Origin of the sequence: Microcystis ichthyoblabe FBCC-A1114 (assembly GCF_050500245.1) — a bacterium.
Classification (GTDB): Bacteria; Cyanobacteriota; Cyanobacteriia; order Cyanobacteriales; family Microcystaceae; genus Microcystis; species Microcystis ichthyoblabe_A.
In genome coordinates this window covers 1132363-1147357 of sequence record NZ_CP191408.1, presented here as the reverse complement: position 1 = coordinate 1147357, position 14995 = coordinate 1132363, and the positions used below count along the sequence as shown (strand labels likewise).

Annotated in this window: 14 protein-coding genes and 1 pseudogene; 11 read left to right on the top strand and 4 right to left on the bottom strand. The window is 41.0% G+C overall.

All coding sequences use genetic code 11. The features are described 5' to 3' along the window. Positions 1-478: 478 nt before the first annotated feature. Positions 479-1588 (top strand): threonine synthase, encoded by a 1110-nt coding sequence (gene thrC, locus ACQY1Y_RS05540; protein WP_016515533.1) that lies wholly within the window; start codon positions 479-481, stop codon positions 1586-1588. A gap of 30 nt (positions 1589-1618) precedes the next feature. Here thrC and hisB read toward each other — a convergent pair whose 3' ends face one another. The 3 genes from hisB to ACQY1Y_RS05525 all read right to left on the bottom strand — a co-directional run bounded on the left by hisB (position 1619) and on the right by ACQY1Y_RS05525 (position 4782). Continuing rightward, a complete protein-coding gene (hisB, locus tag ACQY1Y_RS05535) occupies positions 1619-2248 on the bottom strand; it encodes an imidazoleglycerol-phosphate dehydratase HisB (RefSeq protein WP_430014139.1) in 630 nt (209 codons plus the stop codon). 195 nt (positions 2249-2443) lie between these two features. Next, entirely contained in the window at positions 2444-3958 is a 1515-nt protein-coding gene (locus tag ACQY1Y_RS05530; protein WP_430014138.1) for a TonB protein, read from the bottom strand. A gap of 164 nt (positions 3959-4122) precedes the next feature. Beyond that, the gene (locus ACQY1Y_RS05525; RefSeq protein WP_016516244.1) at positions 4123-4782 is read right to left on the bottom strand and encodes a hypothetical protein; all 660 of its coding nucleotides are present in this window, start codon (positions 4780-4782) and stop codon (positions 4123-4125) included. Positions 4783-5284: 502 nt separating this feature from the next. Between ACQY1Y_RS05525 and ACQY1Y_RS05520 the strand changes: the two genes are divergently transcribed. Continuing rightward, entirely contained in the window at positions 5285-5497 is a 213-nt protein-coding gene (locus ACQY1Y_RS05520) for a chlorophyll a/b-binding protein (protein ID WP_002732553.1), read from the top strand. A 58-nt stretch (positions 5498-5555) separates the two neighbouring features. Here the strand turns inward: ACQY1Y_RS05520 and dapF are convergent, their stop codons facing one another. After that, the gene (dapF, locus tag ACQY1Y_RS05515) at positions 5556-6401 is read right to left on the bottom strand and encodes a diaminopimelate epimerase (protein WP_190537383.1); all 846 of its coding nucleotides are present in this window, start codon (positions 6399-6401) and stop codon (positions 5556-5558) included. A 61-nt stretch (positions 6402-6462) separates the two neighbouring features. On the opposite strand from dapF, the gene ACQY1Y_RS05510 reads away from it, so the two are divergent. From ACQY1Y_RS05510 to ACQY1Y_RS05470, 9 genes and pseudogenes are all read left to right on the top strand, one after another. After that, positions 6463-6675, top strand: a complete 213-nt coding sequence (locus ACQY1Y_RS05510) for an Hfq-related RNA-binding protein (protein WP_002733331.1) — start codon at positions 6463-6465, stop codon at positions 6673-6675. 552 nt (positions 6676-7227) lie between these two features. Next, positions 7228-7476: pseudogene (locus tag ACQY1Y_RS05505) on the top strand (glycosyltransferase); the annotation flags it as partial. 112 nt (positions 7477-7588) lie between these two features. Continuing rightward, on the top strand, positions 7589-9235 hold the full coding sequence (locus tag ACQY1Y_RS05500; RefSeq protein WP_430014137.1) for a hypothetical protein: 1647 nt from the start codon (positions 7589-7591) through the stop codon (positions 9233-9235). Positions 9236-9550: 315 nt separating this feature from the next. Continuing rightward, a complete protein-coding gene (locus tag ACQY1Y_RS05495) occupies positions 9551-10723 on the top strand; it encodes a glycosyltransferase family 2 protein (protein ID WP_430014136.1) in 1173 nt (390 codons plus the stop codon). 59 nt (positions 10724-10782) lie between these two features. Next, a complete protein-coding gene (locus tag ACQY1Y_RS05490; protein WP_004158845.1) occupies positions 10783-11400 on the top strand; it encodes a class I SAM-dependent methyltransferase in 618 nt (205 codons plus the stop codon). A gap of 19 nt (positions 11401-11419) precedes the next feature. Beyond that, positions 11420-12436 carry a glycosyltransferase gene (locus ACQY1Y_RS05485; protein ID WP_012268128.1) on the top strand — a complete coding sequence of 339 codons (1017 nt, stop codon included), beginning with the start codon at positions 11420-11422 and terminating at the stop codon, positions 12434-12436. Between the two features lie 9 nt (positions 12437-12445). Beyond that, entirely contained in the window at positions 12446-13078 is a 633-nt protein-coding gene (locus tag ACQY1Y_RS05480; RefSeq protein ID WP_004158847.1) for a class I SAM-dependent methyltransferase, read from the top strand. A 23-nt stretch (positions 13079-13101) separates the two neighbouring features. Further along, on the top strand, positions 13102-14067 hold the full coding sequence (locus ACQY1Y_RS05475; protein ID WP_430014135.1) for a glycosyltransferase: 966 nt from the start codon (positions 13102-13104) through the stop codon (positions 14065-14067). Positions 14068-14084: 17 nt separating this feature from the next. Next, positions 14085-14495, top strand: coding sequence for a GtrA family protein (locus ACQY1Y_RS05470; protein ID WP_043998691.1), 411 nt, complete (start codon positions 14085-14087; stop codon positions 14493-14495). Positions 14496-14995: the final 500 nt, after the last annotated feature.

Here is a 14995-nt window from a genome sequence, read left to right as displayed (position 1 = left end):
CTAGCTAAGAAATTAATCTGGCACTACTGCTAATTAGGGTTTACTGAAAAAGTTTGTTGGTTGGTGTGGGGTTTTACCGATTTTCAGAAGGTTTTTAGATTTATTCAGCCAATCCTAATTAAATCAACCTCTGAAAGACAAAAAAGGCAAAAAATCAGATTTATAGCGATAAAATAACAATTTTTTGCCTAAAAGCCCATTTATTTGCTGTTACTGCCTTTTATCTTTCCGCATCCCTGTTTTAAACCCCATGAATCCCAACCGGGCGATCGAGATTAATTTTTTGGCCTGCTTAAGCGATAAAATGACATTTTTTTGCCTAAAAGTCCATTTATTGGCTGTTACTACCTTTTATCTTTCCGCATCCCTGTTTTAAACCCCATGAATCCCAATCGGGCGATCGAGATTAATTTTTTGGCCTGCTTATTCGATAAAATAGTAAGCTGGGCTATCTAATCAAATCTGTATCCTTAAGGCTATGACAACTATTTCTCGATCGATCCCCCAATCACCCACTAAATCATCGTCTATCGGCGGCTGGCGCGGTTTGATCGAAGAATATCGCCAATTTCTGCCCGTAAGCAGTAAAACCCCTGTAATTACCCTCCTAGAAGGCAATACACCCCTGATCCCCGCCCCCTATCTCTCAGCACAAATCGGGCGCGATGTCAAGGTTTTTGTCAAATATGATGGTTTAAATCCCACCGGCAGCTTTAAAGACCGGGGCATGACCATGGCCATCTCGAAAGCTAAAGAAGAAGGGGCAAAAGCGGTGATTTGTGCCAGTACCGGGAACACCTCGGCGGCGGCGGCAGCCTATGCAAGAAGAGCCGGGATGCGGGCTTTTGTGATTATCCCCGATGGTTATGTGGCCTTAGGAAAATTAGCCCAGGCTTTATTGTACGGAGCCGAAGTCATCGCTATTAATGGCAACTTCGATGATGCCCTCAAGATTGTCCGCCAACTATCAGAAAATTATCCCGTAACTTTAGTCAATTCCGTCAATCCCTACCGTTTAGAGGGTCAAAAAACGGCGGCTTTCGAGATTGTCGATGTCTTGGGTAATGCCCCCGACTGGTTATGTATTCCCGTGGGTAATGCGGGCAATATTAGCGCCTATTGGATGGGATTCTGTCAGTATCACCAGATAGGCAAATGTGACCGACTGCCGAAGATGATGGGTTTTCAGGCCGCCGGGGCTGCCCCTTTTATCTCCAAACAACCGGTTGACCATCCCGAAACCCTGGCCACGGCTATCCGTATCGGCAACCCCGCTAACTGGGAAAAAGCTTGGGCCGCTAGTCACGCTAGTCAAGGGCAATTTCACGCGGTCAGCGATGAGGAAATATTGGCAGCCTATCGGATTTTAGGGGGCCAAGAGGGGGTTTTCTGTGAACCGGCCAGCGCCGCTTCTGTGGCAGGATTATTAAAAGTGCATCAACAGGTTCCCGATGGGGCCACCGTAGTGTGTGTTTTAACGGGAAATGGACTAAAAGACCCAGATTCGGCGGTAAAACACAGCAATAACCAACTAAAATCTGGGATTGCTCCCGAATTAACGCAAGTGGCTCAAATTATGGGCTTTTAAGCTAACGTTAATTCGGGTTAAGCAGCGCTTCTATAAAACTCCCTTAGAACTGGGAATTATACCGGCGCGACGGGGATCGATCGCTATGGCCATACTCATCGCCCGGGCAAAAGCTTTAAAAGTAGCCTCAATAATATGATGGGAATTAATCCCGTCTAATTGGCGAATATGTAGGGTCATTTGACTGTGATTGACCAAAGCAACGAAAAATTCCCGCACTAGCTGAGTATCGTAGGTTCCCACTCTTTGGGTGGGAATTTCTAGACCATAACTGAGGTGGGGGCGACCGGAAAAATCGAGGGCAACCTGCACTAAAGCTTCATCGAGAGGGGCGACAAAATGCCCGAAACGGACGATCCCTTTTTTGTCCCCCAAAGCTTGCAGTAAAGCTTGTCCAAGGGTGATTCCCACGTCTTCATTGGTGTGATGGTCATCAATTTCTAGATCTCCGGTGGCACGCACATCGAGATCGATCGCAGCGTGGGAGGCGATTTGCTGCAACATATGATCAAGAAAGGGAATTCCTGTCTGGGCGCGACAATTGCCGCTACCATCAAGATCGATCGTCACCTCTACATCGGTTTCTTTGGTAGTACGACTAACGGAGGCGCGACGGCAAGGTGAGACAAAAGAATCGGGGAGCTGGGAAGTGGAAATCATTTAAGTAAAAATAAGTAGGTAGCCGTTAAAAATTATCAGATGCCCCCCTTATTAAGGGGGGATTAAGGGGGGATCGGCACCCCCTTATTAAGGGGGGATTAAGGGGGGATCGAATCATTGACTAGGAAGATGAGAGTTTTTTTCAGTAATCAGTGAACTTAAAACTCATATCTGATAACTGATAACTGAAAAGTCCTAACTTTCTGGTTCAGTTTTAGCTTCCGCTGGCGGACCGGGGGGCAAAGCTTCCTCGCTGACAGGTTGAGGATTTTGGCTAGTGGGGGGACTAGCGGGGGAAACCTCCGTCTGATTGAGAGCGGGGGGTTGGGAAGAAGTTTCTGGGGCTTTTTCCTCGATTATCGCTTCTTTGGGCGGTTCTGGCTGGGTTGGGACTGGATTTGTCCCTGTGGTTGCGGGGGGGTTGACGTTATCCGGTTGGGGACTAACGGCGGGCTGCGGGGTTTGATTGGGACGAAGCGGGGTTTCAGTTGCCGGCGTTACGGGGGGGGAGTTACGGGTATTGAGGTTACTACCCTCCGGTTTTGGGGGATTAGCGATCGCACCTCGGCACACTTCTGGGTTAGGGGCAAAACTGACTCGCACCTGATAGATTCTCGACTCACCACTGGGATTATTAAAACGAGTTGAGCGCACTTCCCCAGCCCCCTGTTGATTGAAAATCGGGAAGCCGGCACTTTTAATTAACTGGGGTTCACTGCTGAGGCGCCCTTGAGCATCCACCGTCACCCCATAAACCGCCGTCCCCGCTAATTGACGGGAACAAGCCGTGGCGGGATAATTACCGGTCAAATTGACGGTAGTTATACCTCTGCTGCCCGGATTGGGCTGATTTAGTTCATTTAAGGCGTTAGGATTACTTTTTTGGACTCTGGCCAGCCAATCCACCTGATTTCTCATGGCCTCCTCGTTACTCGTATTGCTTTTATCCGCCTCCAGAGAGCGCAAACGTTCCCGCATTTCCCACATTAATTGTTGACGACGCTGTTCATCAATGGGCGATTGACCATTCGGCTCCGAAGTGCGGGCCAAGGAATTGTTTAATTGTTCCTGTGCCTGTTGCGATGCACTACGGGGCGAATTTCGCAATCTATCTAAAGTTAGATTATCTTGGTAGGGATCGAATTCAGGCCGGAGCTGCTGGTTATTAGTCTCCCTCGGCAGATTATTATTCTCTGGCAGCGTGGGAACAGAAGGAGGACTAGGTAAACTGGGGGTAGAAGTGGGAAAATTGCGAGGAATCGGTAATCTACCCAGAGAGGGAATAGATGCCACGGGAGGAGAATAGATATTGACGGAGGGTAAGGAGGAGAGGGGAGGTAAAGCAGGTAAAGAAGGTAAAGGGGGAAGGGAAGAAACCGAGGGTAAAGGAGGTAAGGTGCTGTTATGGATACCATCCATGGGGGGGAGAGGAGGCAAAGAGGAAGAAGACGAATTGGGGTTAGGCAGTTCCGGTAAGCTGGACAGGGAGGAGTCGAGACTGGGAAGACGTGACTGCTCTAGAGGGTTCAATTCAATCAGATTGACGTTGCGTAACTCTTTTTTTGGCTCCTGCGCTGGATTATTGAGGAAATTAGGTAAGATAATCGCTAAAATTAGGGCATGAATACCAAGAGAAGCGGCGAACGAGAGATTATTAGAGTTAATTAGTTTATTTTCTTCGGTTTCTAGACCAAAATAGGAGGATGTCATAATCTAGTTAATTGAGCAGAGCCTTGAGGGGAAAAGTTAACTCTATTCTAATCGTCAAGGCGATTTTTTTTCTTGAGGGCGGGGAATTAATTGGTGTCAGTACCCCACCACCCCACACCCCACACCCCACACCCTGCCCCTAGGAAAAACTTTTTCAGCCAACCCTACTTATACTGCGATCGAGCCACAGCTTTTAATTTGGGATATAATTCCGAAGGGTCTAACAAAGGGATAAACTCATCGATTACTGGCTTAAAATTAACCGAAAAATTCTCCCTAGTTCCATGACCGTTAGGGGATTTAGGCAATGATTCTAATTCAGGGAATTTGGGCATTTCCGGGGTTAACTGCGAGAATAACTCATCCAAATCACTCATCCCCTTGCGAGGATCATCAAAAAGAGAAGTTTCTAAGTTGAATAAAGCATCTTTACTCGTGGCTTCCGCTTGTGGCTCTGGATCAGGCCGCTCAAGGGTGGCAGAAAGTATATTGATCTTTTCCTGTTTAGGGATAAATACCGTTTTTTTGCCATTTAACTGGGAATCTGGCAGGTTTTTACAAACCAATCGCTCGAATTCCCCCGTAAAATGAAAGGTAGGATGGCCGCGACGGTGCCAAATTTTGAGGATTTCCTCCACCGAAATGACTTTGTAACGTCCCTGATAGAGTGCCTCTAAAATCGCCATGCGAATCCAATTTAGCGAATAGGTAGGCAACCAGCGCTCGATTAATTCCTGCGCTTTGTATCCTCTCATTTCAAATCGATATTGGTTGAGTATAGTCGCTATCTGCATGAGGTTGATCTCTGGGCTAATCTCTGCCATAGAATTTACAAAAACAGTGAGCGCGATCGTTACTTACGGCTACTAGGCACTCCGCATCTTAAGATTTTATTCGGGTTTTTCCTAGTGGTTTTTCCCTATTCTCCCCACACTTACCCTTTCGAGTATCTTCACTCAAGGTCAGTTGACTCCCTAAAATCGGGTTCGCTTTTGGTGGCAATTTATCCCCCGCTAACTCCTGTACGGTTTAACGGGACTCCTCTGGCGACCTTAAGATAGTTTTTGTCTTTCCCCTGATTAGGCGAACGAGTTTACACCTCTTTATTATCACAATCTGACTAATTTGTCAAGAAAAAGGCAAAATTTCATCGATAAACCCAGAGGAGATAGAACTATAGCACTACCCTGACAGCCTAGAATCCTGCCGTTGACTGACCACCTCATCGAGGTTTTCTGAGTCTCCAGAAATTTTTTGTTAAAACTTGCAACATAACTTAACAATGTGTTACACTTCTTAACATAAGCATACAAAAGGAGCCTCCCCATGACTGCCCGCGGCTACACCACCGAAGAACAAGGAAGACTGAATAATTTTGCTGTTGAACCGAAAATGTACGTTGATAGTTCTAGCAGTCTCGGTTTTACCAAAAAAGCTGAAAAATTGAATGGCAGACTAGCTATGATTGGCTTTGTCTCTCTTTTAGCCATTGAATTGTTAACTGGTAAAGGAATTATTGCTTGGATTACCAGTCTCTAAGAATTAACAATCCTGTCGCGCTGTTCGGGGAGTTCAGTCCCCGTCCAGACGGGTTGGTTTAGATGGCGTAAATGCCCTCAAAAACAGCTTTAGCAGGACCTGTCATGTAAACCCGGTTATCGGTGTCCGACCAGTGAATCTGAAGACAACCACCGGGCAGTTCCACGGTACAATGGCGATCGCATTTGCCCGTTAACAGGGCCGCCACTACCACAGCACAAGCACCAGTACCGCAAGCGAGAGTAATTCCCGCTCCTCTCTCCCAGACACGCATCTTCATATAATCCGGCCCAATTACCTCCACAAACTCCACATTAGTACGTTGGGGAAAAACCGGATGATGCTCAAATTTTGGACCGATAGTTTCTAGGGGAATAGAGGCCAGATCATCCACAAAAGTGACACAGTGGGGATTACCCATACTAACGCAAGTAATTAACCAATCTTTGCCTTCCACCTCTAGGGGAACCGCGAGGACTTTTTCTGACCCCTTCACCAAAGTGGTGGGGATTTCACTGCCTAGTAATTGCGGCGGTCCCATATCAACCGTTACCTGTTCATTAGCCTCTAAACGAGGAATAATCGTTCCTGCTAGAGTATGAATGCGATAGGTGCGGCCAATGGCGTTGTTAGCCTCTAAACGGGCGATAAATTGGGCTAGACAGCGAATACCGTTACCACACATTTCTGGTTCCGAACCATCAGAGTTAAAAATTCTCATGGTGTAGTCGGTTGCTGCTTGGCCGGGAAGCACAAAAATCACGCCATCAGCACCGATACCAAAATGTCGATCGCACATAGCCACGGCTATTTCTGGTGTGATCAGGGGTTCGGGACTGTGACGGTTATCTATCAAAATAAAATCATTGCCCAGGCCTTGATATTTGGTGAAGGGGATTTTCATCGTCAATAAAAGCTACTCAACAGGAATAATAGAGGATGAACACCTCATCGATAAACTCATTATGTCTCAATTCGATCCTGGTCTGCCGAGTATTAAACAAGTACAGAGCTATATTCAAGAGAAACGGGAAGTAGAAATTAAGTTAAGCACCGATGATCTGCTCGTTGGTCGCATCCTTTGGCAAGATGCTAACTGTTTATACCTAGTCGATCACTACGATAAACCCACTTTAATTTGGCAACAGTCTCTAGTTTATTTAAGACCTAAAGCCTAGGGGGAAATTGGCGATATTTGGCTGTGGGATGCGTCCCGGACGCATCAAAAATTCAGTGCCAAGGATATAGCTTTTGAGTAAATGTAACGTCAGTTGGGGTTAAGGAGCAGCAATTCTCAATTTGCCCTGTAGCAAGGCTTTTGGGAGTTAGTTCGCATAATACGGGGTAAAATTCAATGGGATTGCGAATTTCATTTCACGAGTCTTCAGGCTTTTGACTTGATAGTACACCCAAAGTTGCCCCAAAAATCCCCCTTTAAAATGTTCTTTAAATCCCTAAAAGGCTTGCTGTGTCTAAAACTGAGAATTGCTGGTTAAGGAGATTTGGCCATGACTTCTAGCAAATAATCAGGTAGGCTGGCGAGGATAGCATCAGAATTTCAGTTGCTGGAAAATTTGGGTTAAATTGCCCAATCAAGAAAGTCAGAGAGTCGGGCAGAGCGATCGCCATCTAATTTCAGATATGGATTGCCGCTTGTCTGCTAACAATTCAGGCCACTGCTGTACATAACCTGTTATATTCTTGGGCAAAACGAATCCACCGCCATTGTTATGCTAGAAAATCAGGTCATGGCAGATGCCGCCTCTAATGAGCAGATACCTACTCTAGAATTATCGATCATCATGCCCTGTCTCAACGAGGCGGAAACCCTGGCCACCTGTATCGGCAAAGCGCGAGATTATCTGGAACGACACAAAATTGCGGGGGAGGTGCTAATCGCCGATAATGGCAGTAGCGATGGTTCCCAAGAAATTGCCACTAATTCAGGGGCGCGGGTGGTTACTATCCTAGAAAGGGGACTATGATCATGAGGGATTTGAATATGTGAGGACAGTTTATCTCTATTCGATATAGTAGTTACTATCGTCTAACCCAAGTTATTGCCAAAGTAATCTGAATTCGGTAAATATTATGCTAAAAAAACAATTATTGACGAGAATATTTTCCGAAGATATAAATAAATTATTCTTTGCTTGTGGGATTTTATCAATTATCATTATTAAGTTTTTTTTAATCAGAAACAGTGAAGTTTTAGGGCATCCAAGAGATTGCTTGCTCTATGCGTTAATGGCAGATCAGAATATTTGGTTCCCTACTAATAAAGCTAAGGCAATAATCGATTATATGCCAGGATATCCAATATTTATAATGGTTTCTAATTTTCTGAATTTTCCTCTAAGAATTAGTCATGAGATTTTTTACACTATCTCTAATATTTTATTGGTTTTTAGTTTTAGATTACTAAAAATCCCTCGATATATCTGCTTAGTCGTTTTTGCAATTTTAACTTTTCATATAACAACTTTTATGGTTTTCAATACTATTGTAACTGAAACAATAGCCATTAGCTTATATCATATCCTTTTGGCTTTAACCATCATAACTGTTATGTCAGAAAATTTAGCGAAGAAACTAATATTTTCTGTCCTTGGTGGATTGTGTTTAGGAATAATATTCATTACCCGTCCAGAGCAGATAGTGTTCTTGCTGAGTTACCTAGTTGTTTTTGTTATTCTTGTATTAAGAAATAGAATGAATATAGCAAGAGCTATTCGAGAAGCTTTGCCGATTTGTATTATTCCCATCGCTATAAGTTTATTAATTACTACATTTTTTACTTTATTAAATACTTTTTTTCTAGAATTACCGGCATTATCCATTGGTCAATCATCGGCTTTCAAAGAAACTTTTTCCCAGATTCAGAGTATAGATGATGGTCAAAATATCGATGATTTTGAGTTTGTCAATATAAATCGTAAACAATTAAAAATGGCTTATCAAGTGAGTCCAACGTTGAATCAAGTAAAATCTCTAATCGAAGAAGAATTAGCTAGGAAAGTTACTACACTCGGTGGAAAAGATACTAATATAGAAGTAACAATTGATTGGGTGCACTGGTCAACAATAGAAGCAATTAGAAGAAGCAATTTAACAGAAGACAGGAGTATGTATCAAGTTTTTACTCAAATTAATTCTGAACTGCAAGAGGCATTTAACTATCAAATAATTAACAGGAAAACTTTCTCTTTTGATCCTATAGATATAGGATTTTGGCTAAACAAATTTCCTCATTCATTAACTAAAATGAGTGGATATTTATTTTTGCCACGAGTCAGTAATAGATTCTTACAAAATACGGATGATCCTCGAGTAACTCCTGAAATGAGATCAATATTTAATCGAGTGGCACATCGTCGAACTTATCTAGTTAATCAACGAGATTTAAATAAAGACCTTATTTTCTATTTAAACCAGATCAGGATCACTCCTTTAATTCAGATCATCAATATTATTGGAATGATATCTTTTGTAATATTATTCGTCTATTACTTGATTAAACCTGTTCACTCCCAACTTCTTAATCAATATGTATTGATTATTTCTTTTGCCCTATCTATAATTTTACTGCGCTTATTTTTGTATGTTGCAGTCGATATGGCATTTTTCCCCGCAGCTTCACGTTATTTATTCCCCAGTAATCCATTGCTATCGGCACTGTCAATTCTAAACTTATATGTTACAACTAAACTTTTAAGGTCATTTCGATTTTCAGCTTGATATAGCTAAGGTTTATTGCTCTGAAATCAAGATAAACTTCAGTTTTTAATTTTTCAGTATCATTTTCTCTGGGTTGCCAAATTTTTGCCCTAAGCTGTTCGTAATCTAAACCCCGTTGTTGGGATGCTGAAGGTCCTGTCTAGCTTAAGATAGCTTCGGAAATCTAGATAATGAACAGCCCACTTATTATAGGTTATTGGGGACAAAGACAAGCCAATCAATTAAGGCAGCACTATTGAGCAATCAAAAATTTGTTGTTACAAACGTCAATAATCCTGTTATACTCTTGGGCAAAAAGACTCCACCGCCATTGTTATGCTAGAAAATCAGGTCATGGCAGATGCCGTCGCCAATGAGCAGATACCTACTCTAGAATTATCGATCATCATGCCCTGTCTCAACGAGGCGGAAACCCTGGCCACCTGTATCGGCAAAGCGCGAGATTATCTGGAACGACACAAAATTGCGGGGGAGGTGCTAATCGCCGATAATGGCAGTAGCGATGGTTCCCGAGAAATTGCCACTAATTCAGGGGTGCGGGTGGTTCCCATCCCGGAAAGGGGTTATGGTAGCGCCCTGCGGGGGGGGATCGCCGCCGCCAAAGGTCAATATATTATTATGGGGGATGCCGATGATAGCTATGACTTTACTAATCTTTCGCCTTTCCTAGAAAAATTGCGACAGGGTTACGATTTGGTGATGGGCAATCGTTTTCAGGGGGGAATTAAACCAGGAGCGATGCCAGTATTGCATAAGCATCTGGGCAATCCTGTCTTGACTTGGTTAGGACGGTTATTTTTTGGCAGCCCCTGTGGTGATTTTCACTGTGGATTGCGCGGGTTTAGTAAACAGGCGATCGAACAATTGAACCTACGCACCACTGGCATGGAATTCGCCAGCGAGATGGTGGTGAAAGCATCCCTCTACGGTCTGAAAATTACCGAAGTACCAACCACTTTATCCCCTGACGGTCGTAGTCGTCCTCCCCACCTAAAAACTTGGCGCGATGGCTGGCGACATCTCCGATTTCTCTTAATGTATAGTCCTCGCTGGTTGTTTCTGTACCCTGGACTGGCTTTAATGTTTCTGGGATTTGTGGCGACGATTTGGTTTATTCCTCAACCGAAAGTTCACACCCTTCTCTATTCAGCCACAGCTTTGATTATTGGCTTTCAAATCGTCAGTTTTGCCGTCTTCACAAAAGCTTTTGCTATCAGCGAAGGTTTATTACCGGAAGACCGAAAATTAAGACGATTTTTACGTTATATTAATCTGGAGGTGGGATTGATCATTGGCGTAATTTTATTTTTACTAGGTATAGGCGGTTCGGTGTATGCTTTATATACTTGGAATGCACAACTTTATGGGGCTTTAGATCCAGCCGTGACCATGCGGATTGTCATTCCTTCCGTAACCGCTCTAGCGTTGGGAGTACAGGTGATTTTTTCCAGTTTCTTTTTAAGTGTTTTGCAACTGAAGAGAAAATAATTAACCTACCCGGAATTATACCTAGTTGTCTCTCACTTCTCTAGCCGCTCAGAAAACTTATGAACAGGAAAATCAATCCTTTTAATCAGGATACAAAAAATCAGTCCTACTCCGAACGATTGCTAAATAAACAGACAGCAAAATGGAAAGAAATATTGGATGTTCAAGCTCCTTACCGTTGGAATCTTCAGAGACTAAATTTAGGTTTTACTCTCGATATTGGTTGTGGAATAGGCCGTAATCTGATGAATCTGAAAGGAAATGGAATTGGTATTGACCACAATTTTCACTCAGTTGAAGTCTGCCGGGCTAGGGGCTTCATGGCTTTCACACCGGAGGAATTTCAACAGTCATCATTTGATGAACCAGAAAAATTTGATTCTATTTTATTAGCCCACGTCGCAGAACACATGAGTTATTTAGAGGTAATTAATTTACTTAATGACTATGTTTATTTGTTAAAAAATCATGGCAAATTAGTTATAATAACTCCTCAAGAAGCTGGTTTCAAGAGTGATGCAACCCATGTAGAATTTATGAATTTTGCTAAATTGAAAGCAATTGCTAGAGAACTTGATTCCAAAATTATTAAACAATACTCTTTCCCTTTTCCACGGATAGTGGGCAAATTATTTAAGTATAATGAATTTGTCTCTTTAAGTCAAAAAGAGAAATAAAATTACCAGAGCAAAGAATATGAGTAAACCTTGGCTGTCAGTTTTAATTCCCACTTACAATGGGGAAAAATATTTAGTAAAAGCCCTAAACTCTATTGCTATTCAAGATGATTTTGATATAGAGTGTCTGGCTATTGATGATGGTTCAACAGATGAAACCTTGGCAATACTCCAGTATTTTCAAACCAAAATTCCCCTAAAAATTGTTCAAAGGGAACCGCAAAAAAACTGGGTAGCTAATACTAATTATCTACTCAATATGGCCCGAGCCGATTATGTCTGTTTTTTACATCAAGATGATATGTGGCTAACCTGGAGATTGATGATTTTAAAAAAGCTAACCATTCAATTTCCCGAGGCCAATTTAATTCTTAATCCTTCTATATTTGTCAATATACAAGGGCAAAAATTAGGACTATGGCGATGTCCTCTACCTTCTTATCCAATAATGATTAGTTCGGAGCAGATGATTAGTAAATTGTTAGTGCAGAATTTTATCTCTATTCCCGCACCAATCTTTAAGAGAGAGATGGCTTTAAAAGTAGGTGGTTTGGATGAAAAACTATGGTACACGGCTGATTGGGATTTTTGGCTAAAATTAGCTCAAGATGGACAGATAATATACTATCCCAAGCCCTTATCGGTCTTTCGCATTCATTCTCATTCCCAAACCGTTACTCGTAGCTCTTATATCCAAGATTTTCGACAACAGTTAGAATCTGTTATAGATGAGCATCTAGAAGCATGGAATACTTCTAGTCAAACCAAGAGTAAAATTAGAAAAATTGCTAACTTCTCCATTGCTCATTGGCGTAATTTTATTTTTACTAGATATAGGCGGTTCAGTGTATGCTTTATACACTTGGAATGCTCGACTTTATGGAGCCTTATGTCCAGCCGTAGCCATGGGAATTGTCATTCCTTTCGTACCCGCTTTAGCCTTGGCAGTACGGGTGATTTTTTCCAGTTTCTTTTTAAGTGTTTTGGGACTAAAACAAAGATGAAAACAGCCGAAGATAAACTTATAGGGGGTTAACTAATTTTTATGCCGATAGGAACATTTGTTCGGAACTTGTTAGGTCCTTGGGAAAAACCAATTTCTGATATTTATCGAAACATTTTTATTGATCTAGCTGATTTAACTCATCAAATCCATAAATGGGTTAATCCTGAGATAATTCTAGAGTTAGGCTGTGGGGAAGGTGCTTTAACTGAACTTTTAGCGAGTGCCTATCCTAGTTCACATATTATAGGAATCGATATTACTCCTAGAGTAGGACGGATGTTTCAAGGAAATCTCGATCATGTTCGGTTTGAACAAAAATCAATTCAAGAATTCGTTGCAGAAACCCCCCAAAGTGTCGATTTAGTCGTCATTAGTGATGTTATGCACCATGTTCCTTGGTCAATGCATGAAGAATTCTTAACTTACGCTGGTAAATCCGTAAAACCTAACGGATATATTATTCTCAAGGATTGGTGTAAAAATAATTCACCGATCCATTATTTATGCTATCTATTTGAGCGGTATATTACTGGTGATAAGGTCAAGTATAAAACTACCAAACAATTTCGAGATATGATATATAAACTCTTTGGTAAACAATCGATTCTCCTTGAGTCTACCGTTCGTCCTTGGAAAAACAATATTGTTTTTCTAATTAAAATTTCTTCATAATAGTGTTATTTCAAAAAGTCTTTATGAATGATCATCTGTGGTTGTCCGTATTAATTCCCACTTATAATGGAGATAAGTATCTAAAGGATACTCTTAATTCAATCCTTGAACAAAATGAGAGAAACGTCGAGTATATTATCATTGATGATGGCTCTACTGATCGAACTTTATCTATTATCAAAAATTACGAGGATAAAATTCCTATCAAGCTTTTCGAGCGTAAAAGGATAGGCAATTGGGTTGCTAACACTAACTTCGCTTTACAGAATGCTTCGGGAGACTATGTATGTTTATTACATCAAGACGACTTATGGTTGAACAATCGTTTAAAAATAATCAAGAAAATCCTTAATGATTATCCAGATACCGACTTACTTTTACACCCTTCAATCTTTATCAATGACCGAGGGAAAAAGTTAGGTTTATGGACTTGTCCTTTACCAGCTTTTCCAAAATATGTTGATAGAGATATTTTAATCGAGAGCCTGTTGATTCAAAATTTTATCTCCATTCCTGCTCCAATTTTTAAAAGAGAAATTGCTTTACAGGTGGGGGGAATGAACGAAAAACTTTGGTATACAGCCGACTGGGATCTCTGGTTAAAAATCGCTTTTCATAAACGAGATGAAAAAATCATTTATTATCCTTATCCATTGAGTGCATTCCGCATTCATTCAAGCTCTCAAACCGTTGTCAGAAGCTCCAAAACTGGAGAGTTTTATAATCAATTGAATGTGGTTGCTCACGACTGTCTAGATAGATGGGACGTGTCAGCTTACAGAAAAAAAAGAATTCGATCACTTGCTGAATTCTCAATACAAGTGAATACTATTTTAGCGAGGATGGCGCATGGTAAAGGTTCTCGATTAGAGTTAATTAAGTTACTCCTATCGAGTTTTTCGCTTGGTTTTTTAGGAGTTTACAAATACTTGCGATATTCGCGCATCCATGAGCGCATAATTGCTAGACTAAAAGCTAATATAATTTAGTAACGATTAGGTTTAACATGAAATTTATTGCGGTTAATCGTTTATTCAGAAGCTCATTTTTTAGGTTTTGCCTTGTGGGTGTCTTTTGTTCATTCCAAAATATACTAATTCTATACCTTTTAACCAATTACCTAAAATTGCATTACGTTCTCTCGATTTTCGTGCAAATGTTCTATGTAAATACATTGGGATTCTATCTGAATCGAAAATATACATTTACAGGACGAATAAAAATTGGAAGTATTTTGGGAGAATTAATCAAGTATCATGGGATCATGCTTTCTAGTTCTTTTGCGGTCGCTATCGCTATGTATTTCTTGGTTGATTTATTGAAAGTATGGTACTTGTACGCTTACATAATCCTTACTATACTAATGACTATTTATAATTTTATTGCCCATAAAAAATGGACTTTTAATCGAAAATAGTGGTCTTTATTGATTTTTTTGCAATCAAAATTCCCAGATAATTCATTACCATTTTTCCTGATCAACCTATCAACTAAGCAAATGTCAAGCATCAATAACAATCACTCTAGTCCTCAATCTTTTATCTAATAAAGTAACAGTTAATATGGTTCTAAAGCTTATAGATGGCAAGAAATAATACTTTCTCTTGACTTTACTATTTATAATTGCCATGAAATTTTTTATGATTAGAAATAGTGAAATTCTAGGGCATCTAAAAGATTATTTAGGCTAGATCCTAATGGCAAATTAAAAATAGCAAGAAATCGACAATCATCCTAGCTCTTCGGGTATCCATATTAAAGGTAAAATACTTGTATAAAACGTACAAGTATTTTACCTTTAATAAGGTATTTATGCAGACAAAGAACTCGTATTTTGGCTCTTCTCGACTTTGTGTGATAATTTTTGCTTATGGAATCGTGAAATGTTGACGGAGAAAGACTTTTACGACTATTTTG

Excerpts from the sequence above, each read along its gene's own strand:
- ACQY1Y_RS05480 (WP_004158847.1), top strand. The coding sequence starts at position 12,446 with ATGCCGATAGGAACATTTGTTCGGAACTTGTTAGGTCCTTGGGAAAAA.
- ACQY1Y_RS05485 (WP_012268128.1), top strand. The coding sequence starts at position 11,420 with ATGAGTAAACCTTGGCTGTCAGTTTTAATTCCCACTTACAATGGGGAA.
- ACQY1Y_RS05530 (WP_430014138.1), bottom strand. The coding sequence starts at position 3,958 with ATGACATCCTCCTATTTTGGTCTAGAAACCGAAGAAAATAAACTAATT.
- thrC (WP_016515533.1), top strand. The coding sequence starts at position 479 with ATGACAACTATTTCTCGATCGATCCCCCAATCACCCACTAAATCATCG.
- ACQY1Y_RS05495 (WP_430014136.1), top strand. The coding sequence starts at position 9,551 with ATGCTAGAAAATCAGGTCATGGCAGATGCCGTCGCCAATGAGCAGATA.
- ACQY1Y_RS05520 (WP_002732553.1), top strand. The coding sequence starts at position 5,285 with ATGACTGCCCGCGGCTACACCACCGAAGAACAAGGAAGACTGAATAAT.
- hisB (WP_430014139.1), bottom strand. The coding sequence starts at position 2,248 with ATGATTTCCACTTCCCAGCTCCCCGATTCTTTTGTCTCACCTTGCCGT.
- ACQY1Y_RS05470 (WP_043998691.1), top strand. The coding sequence starts at position 14,085 with ATGAAATTTATTGCGGTTAATCGTTTATTCAGAAGCTCATTTTTTAGG.
- ACQY1Y_RS05500 (WP_430014137.1), top strand. The coding sequence starts at position 7,589 with ATGCTAAAAAAACAATTATTGACGAGAATATTTTCCGAAGATATAAAT.
- ACQY1Y_RS05490 (WP_004158845.1), top strand. The coding sequence starts at position 10,783 with ATGAACAGGAAAATCAATCCTTTTAATCAGGATACAAAAAATCAGTCC.
- ACQY1Y_RS05475 (WP_430014135.1), top strand. The coding sequence starts at position 13,102 with ATGAATGATCATCTGTGGTTGTCCGTATTAATTCCCACTTATAATGGA.
- dapF (WP_190537383.1), bottom strand. The coding sequence starts at position 6,401 with ATGAAAATCCCCTTCACCAAATATCAAGGCCTGGGCAATGATTTTATT.
- ACQY1Y_RS05510 (WP_002733331.1), top strand. The coding sequence starts at position 6,463 with ATGTCTCAATTCGATCCTGGTCTGCCGAGTATTAAACAAGTACAGAGC.
- ACQY1Y_RS05525 (WP_016516244.1), bottom strand. The coding sequence starts at position 4,782 with ATGGCAGAGATTAGCCCAGAGATCAACCTCATGCAGATAGCGACTATA.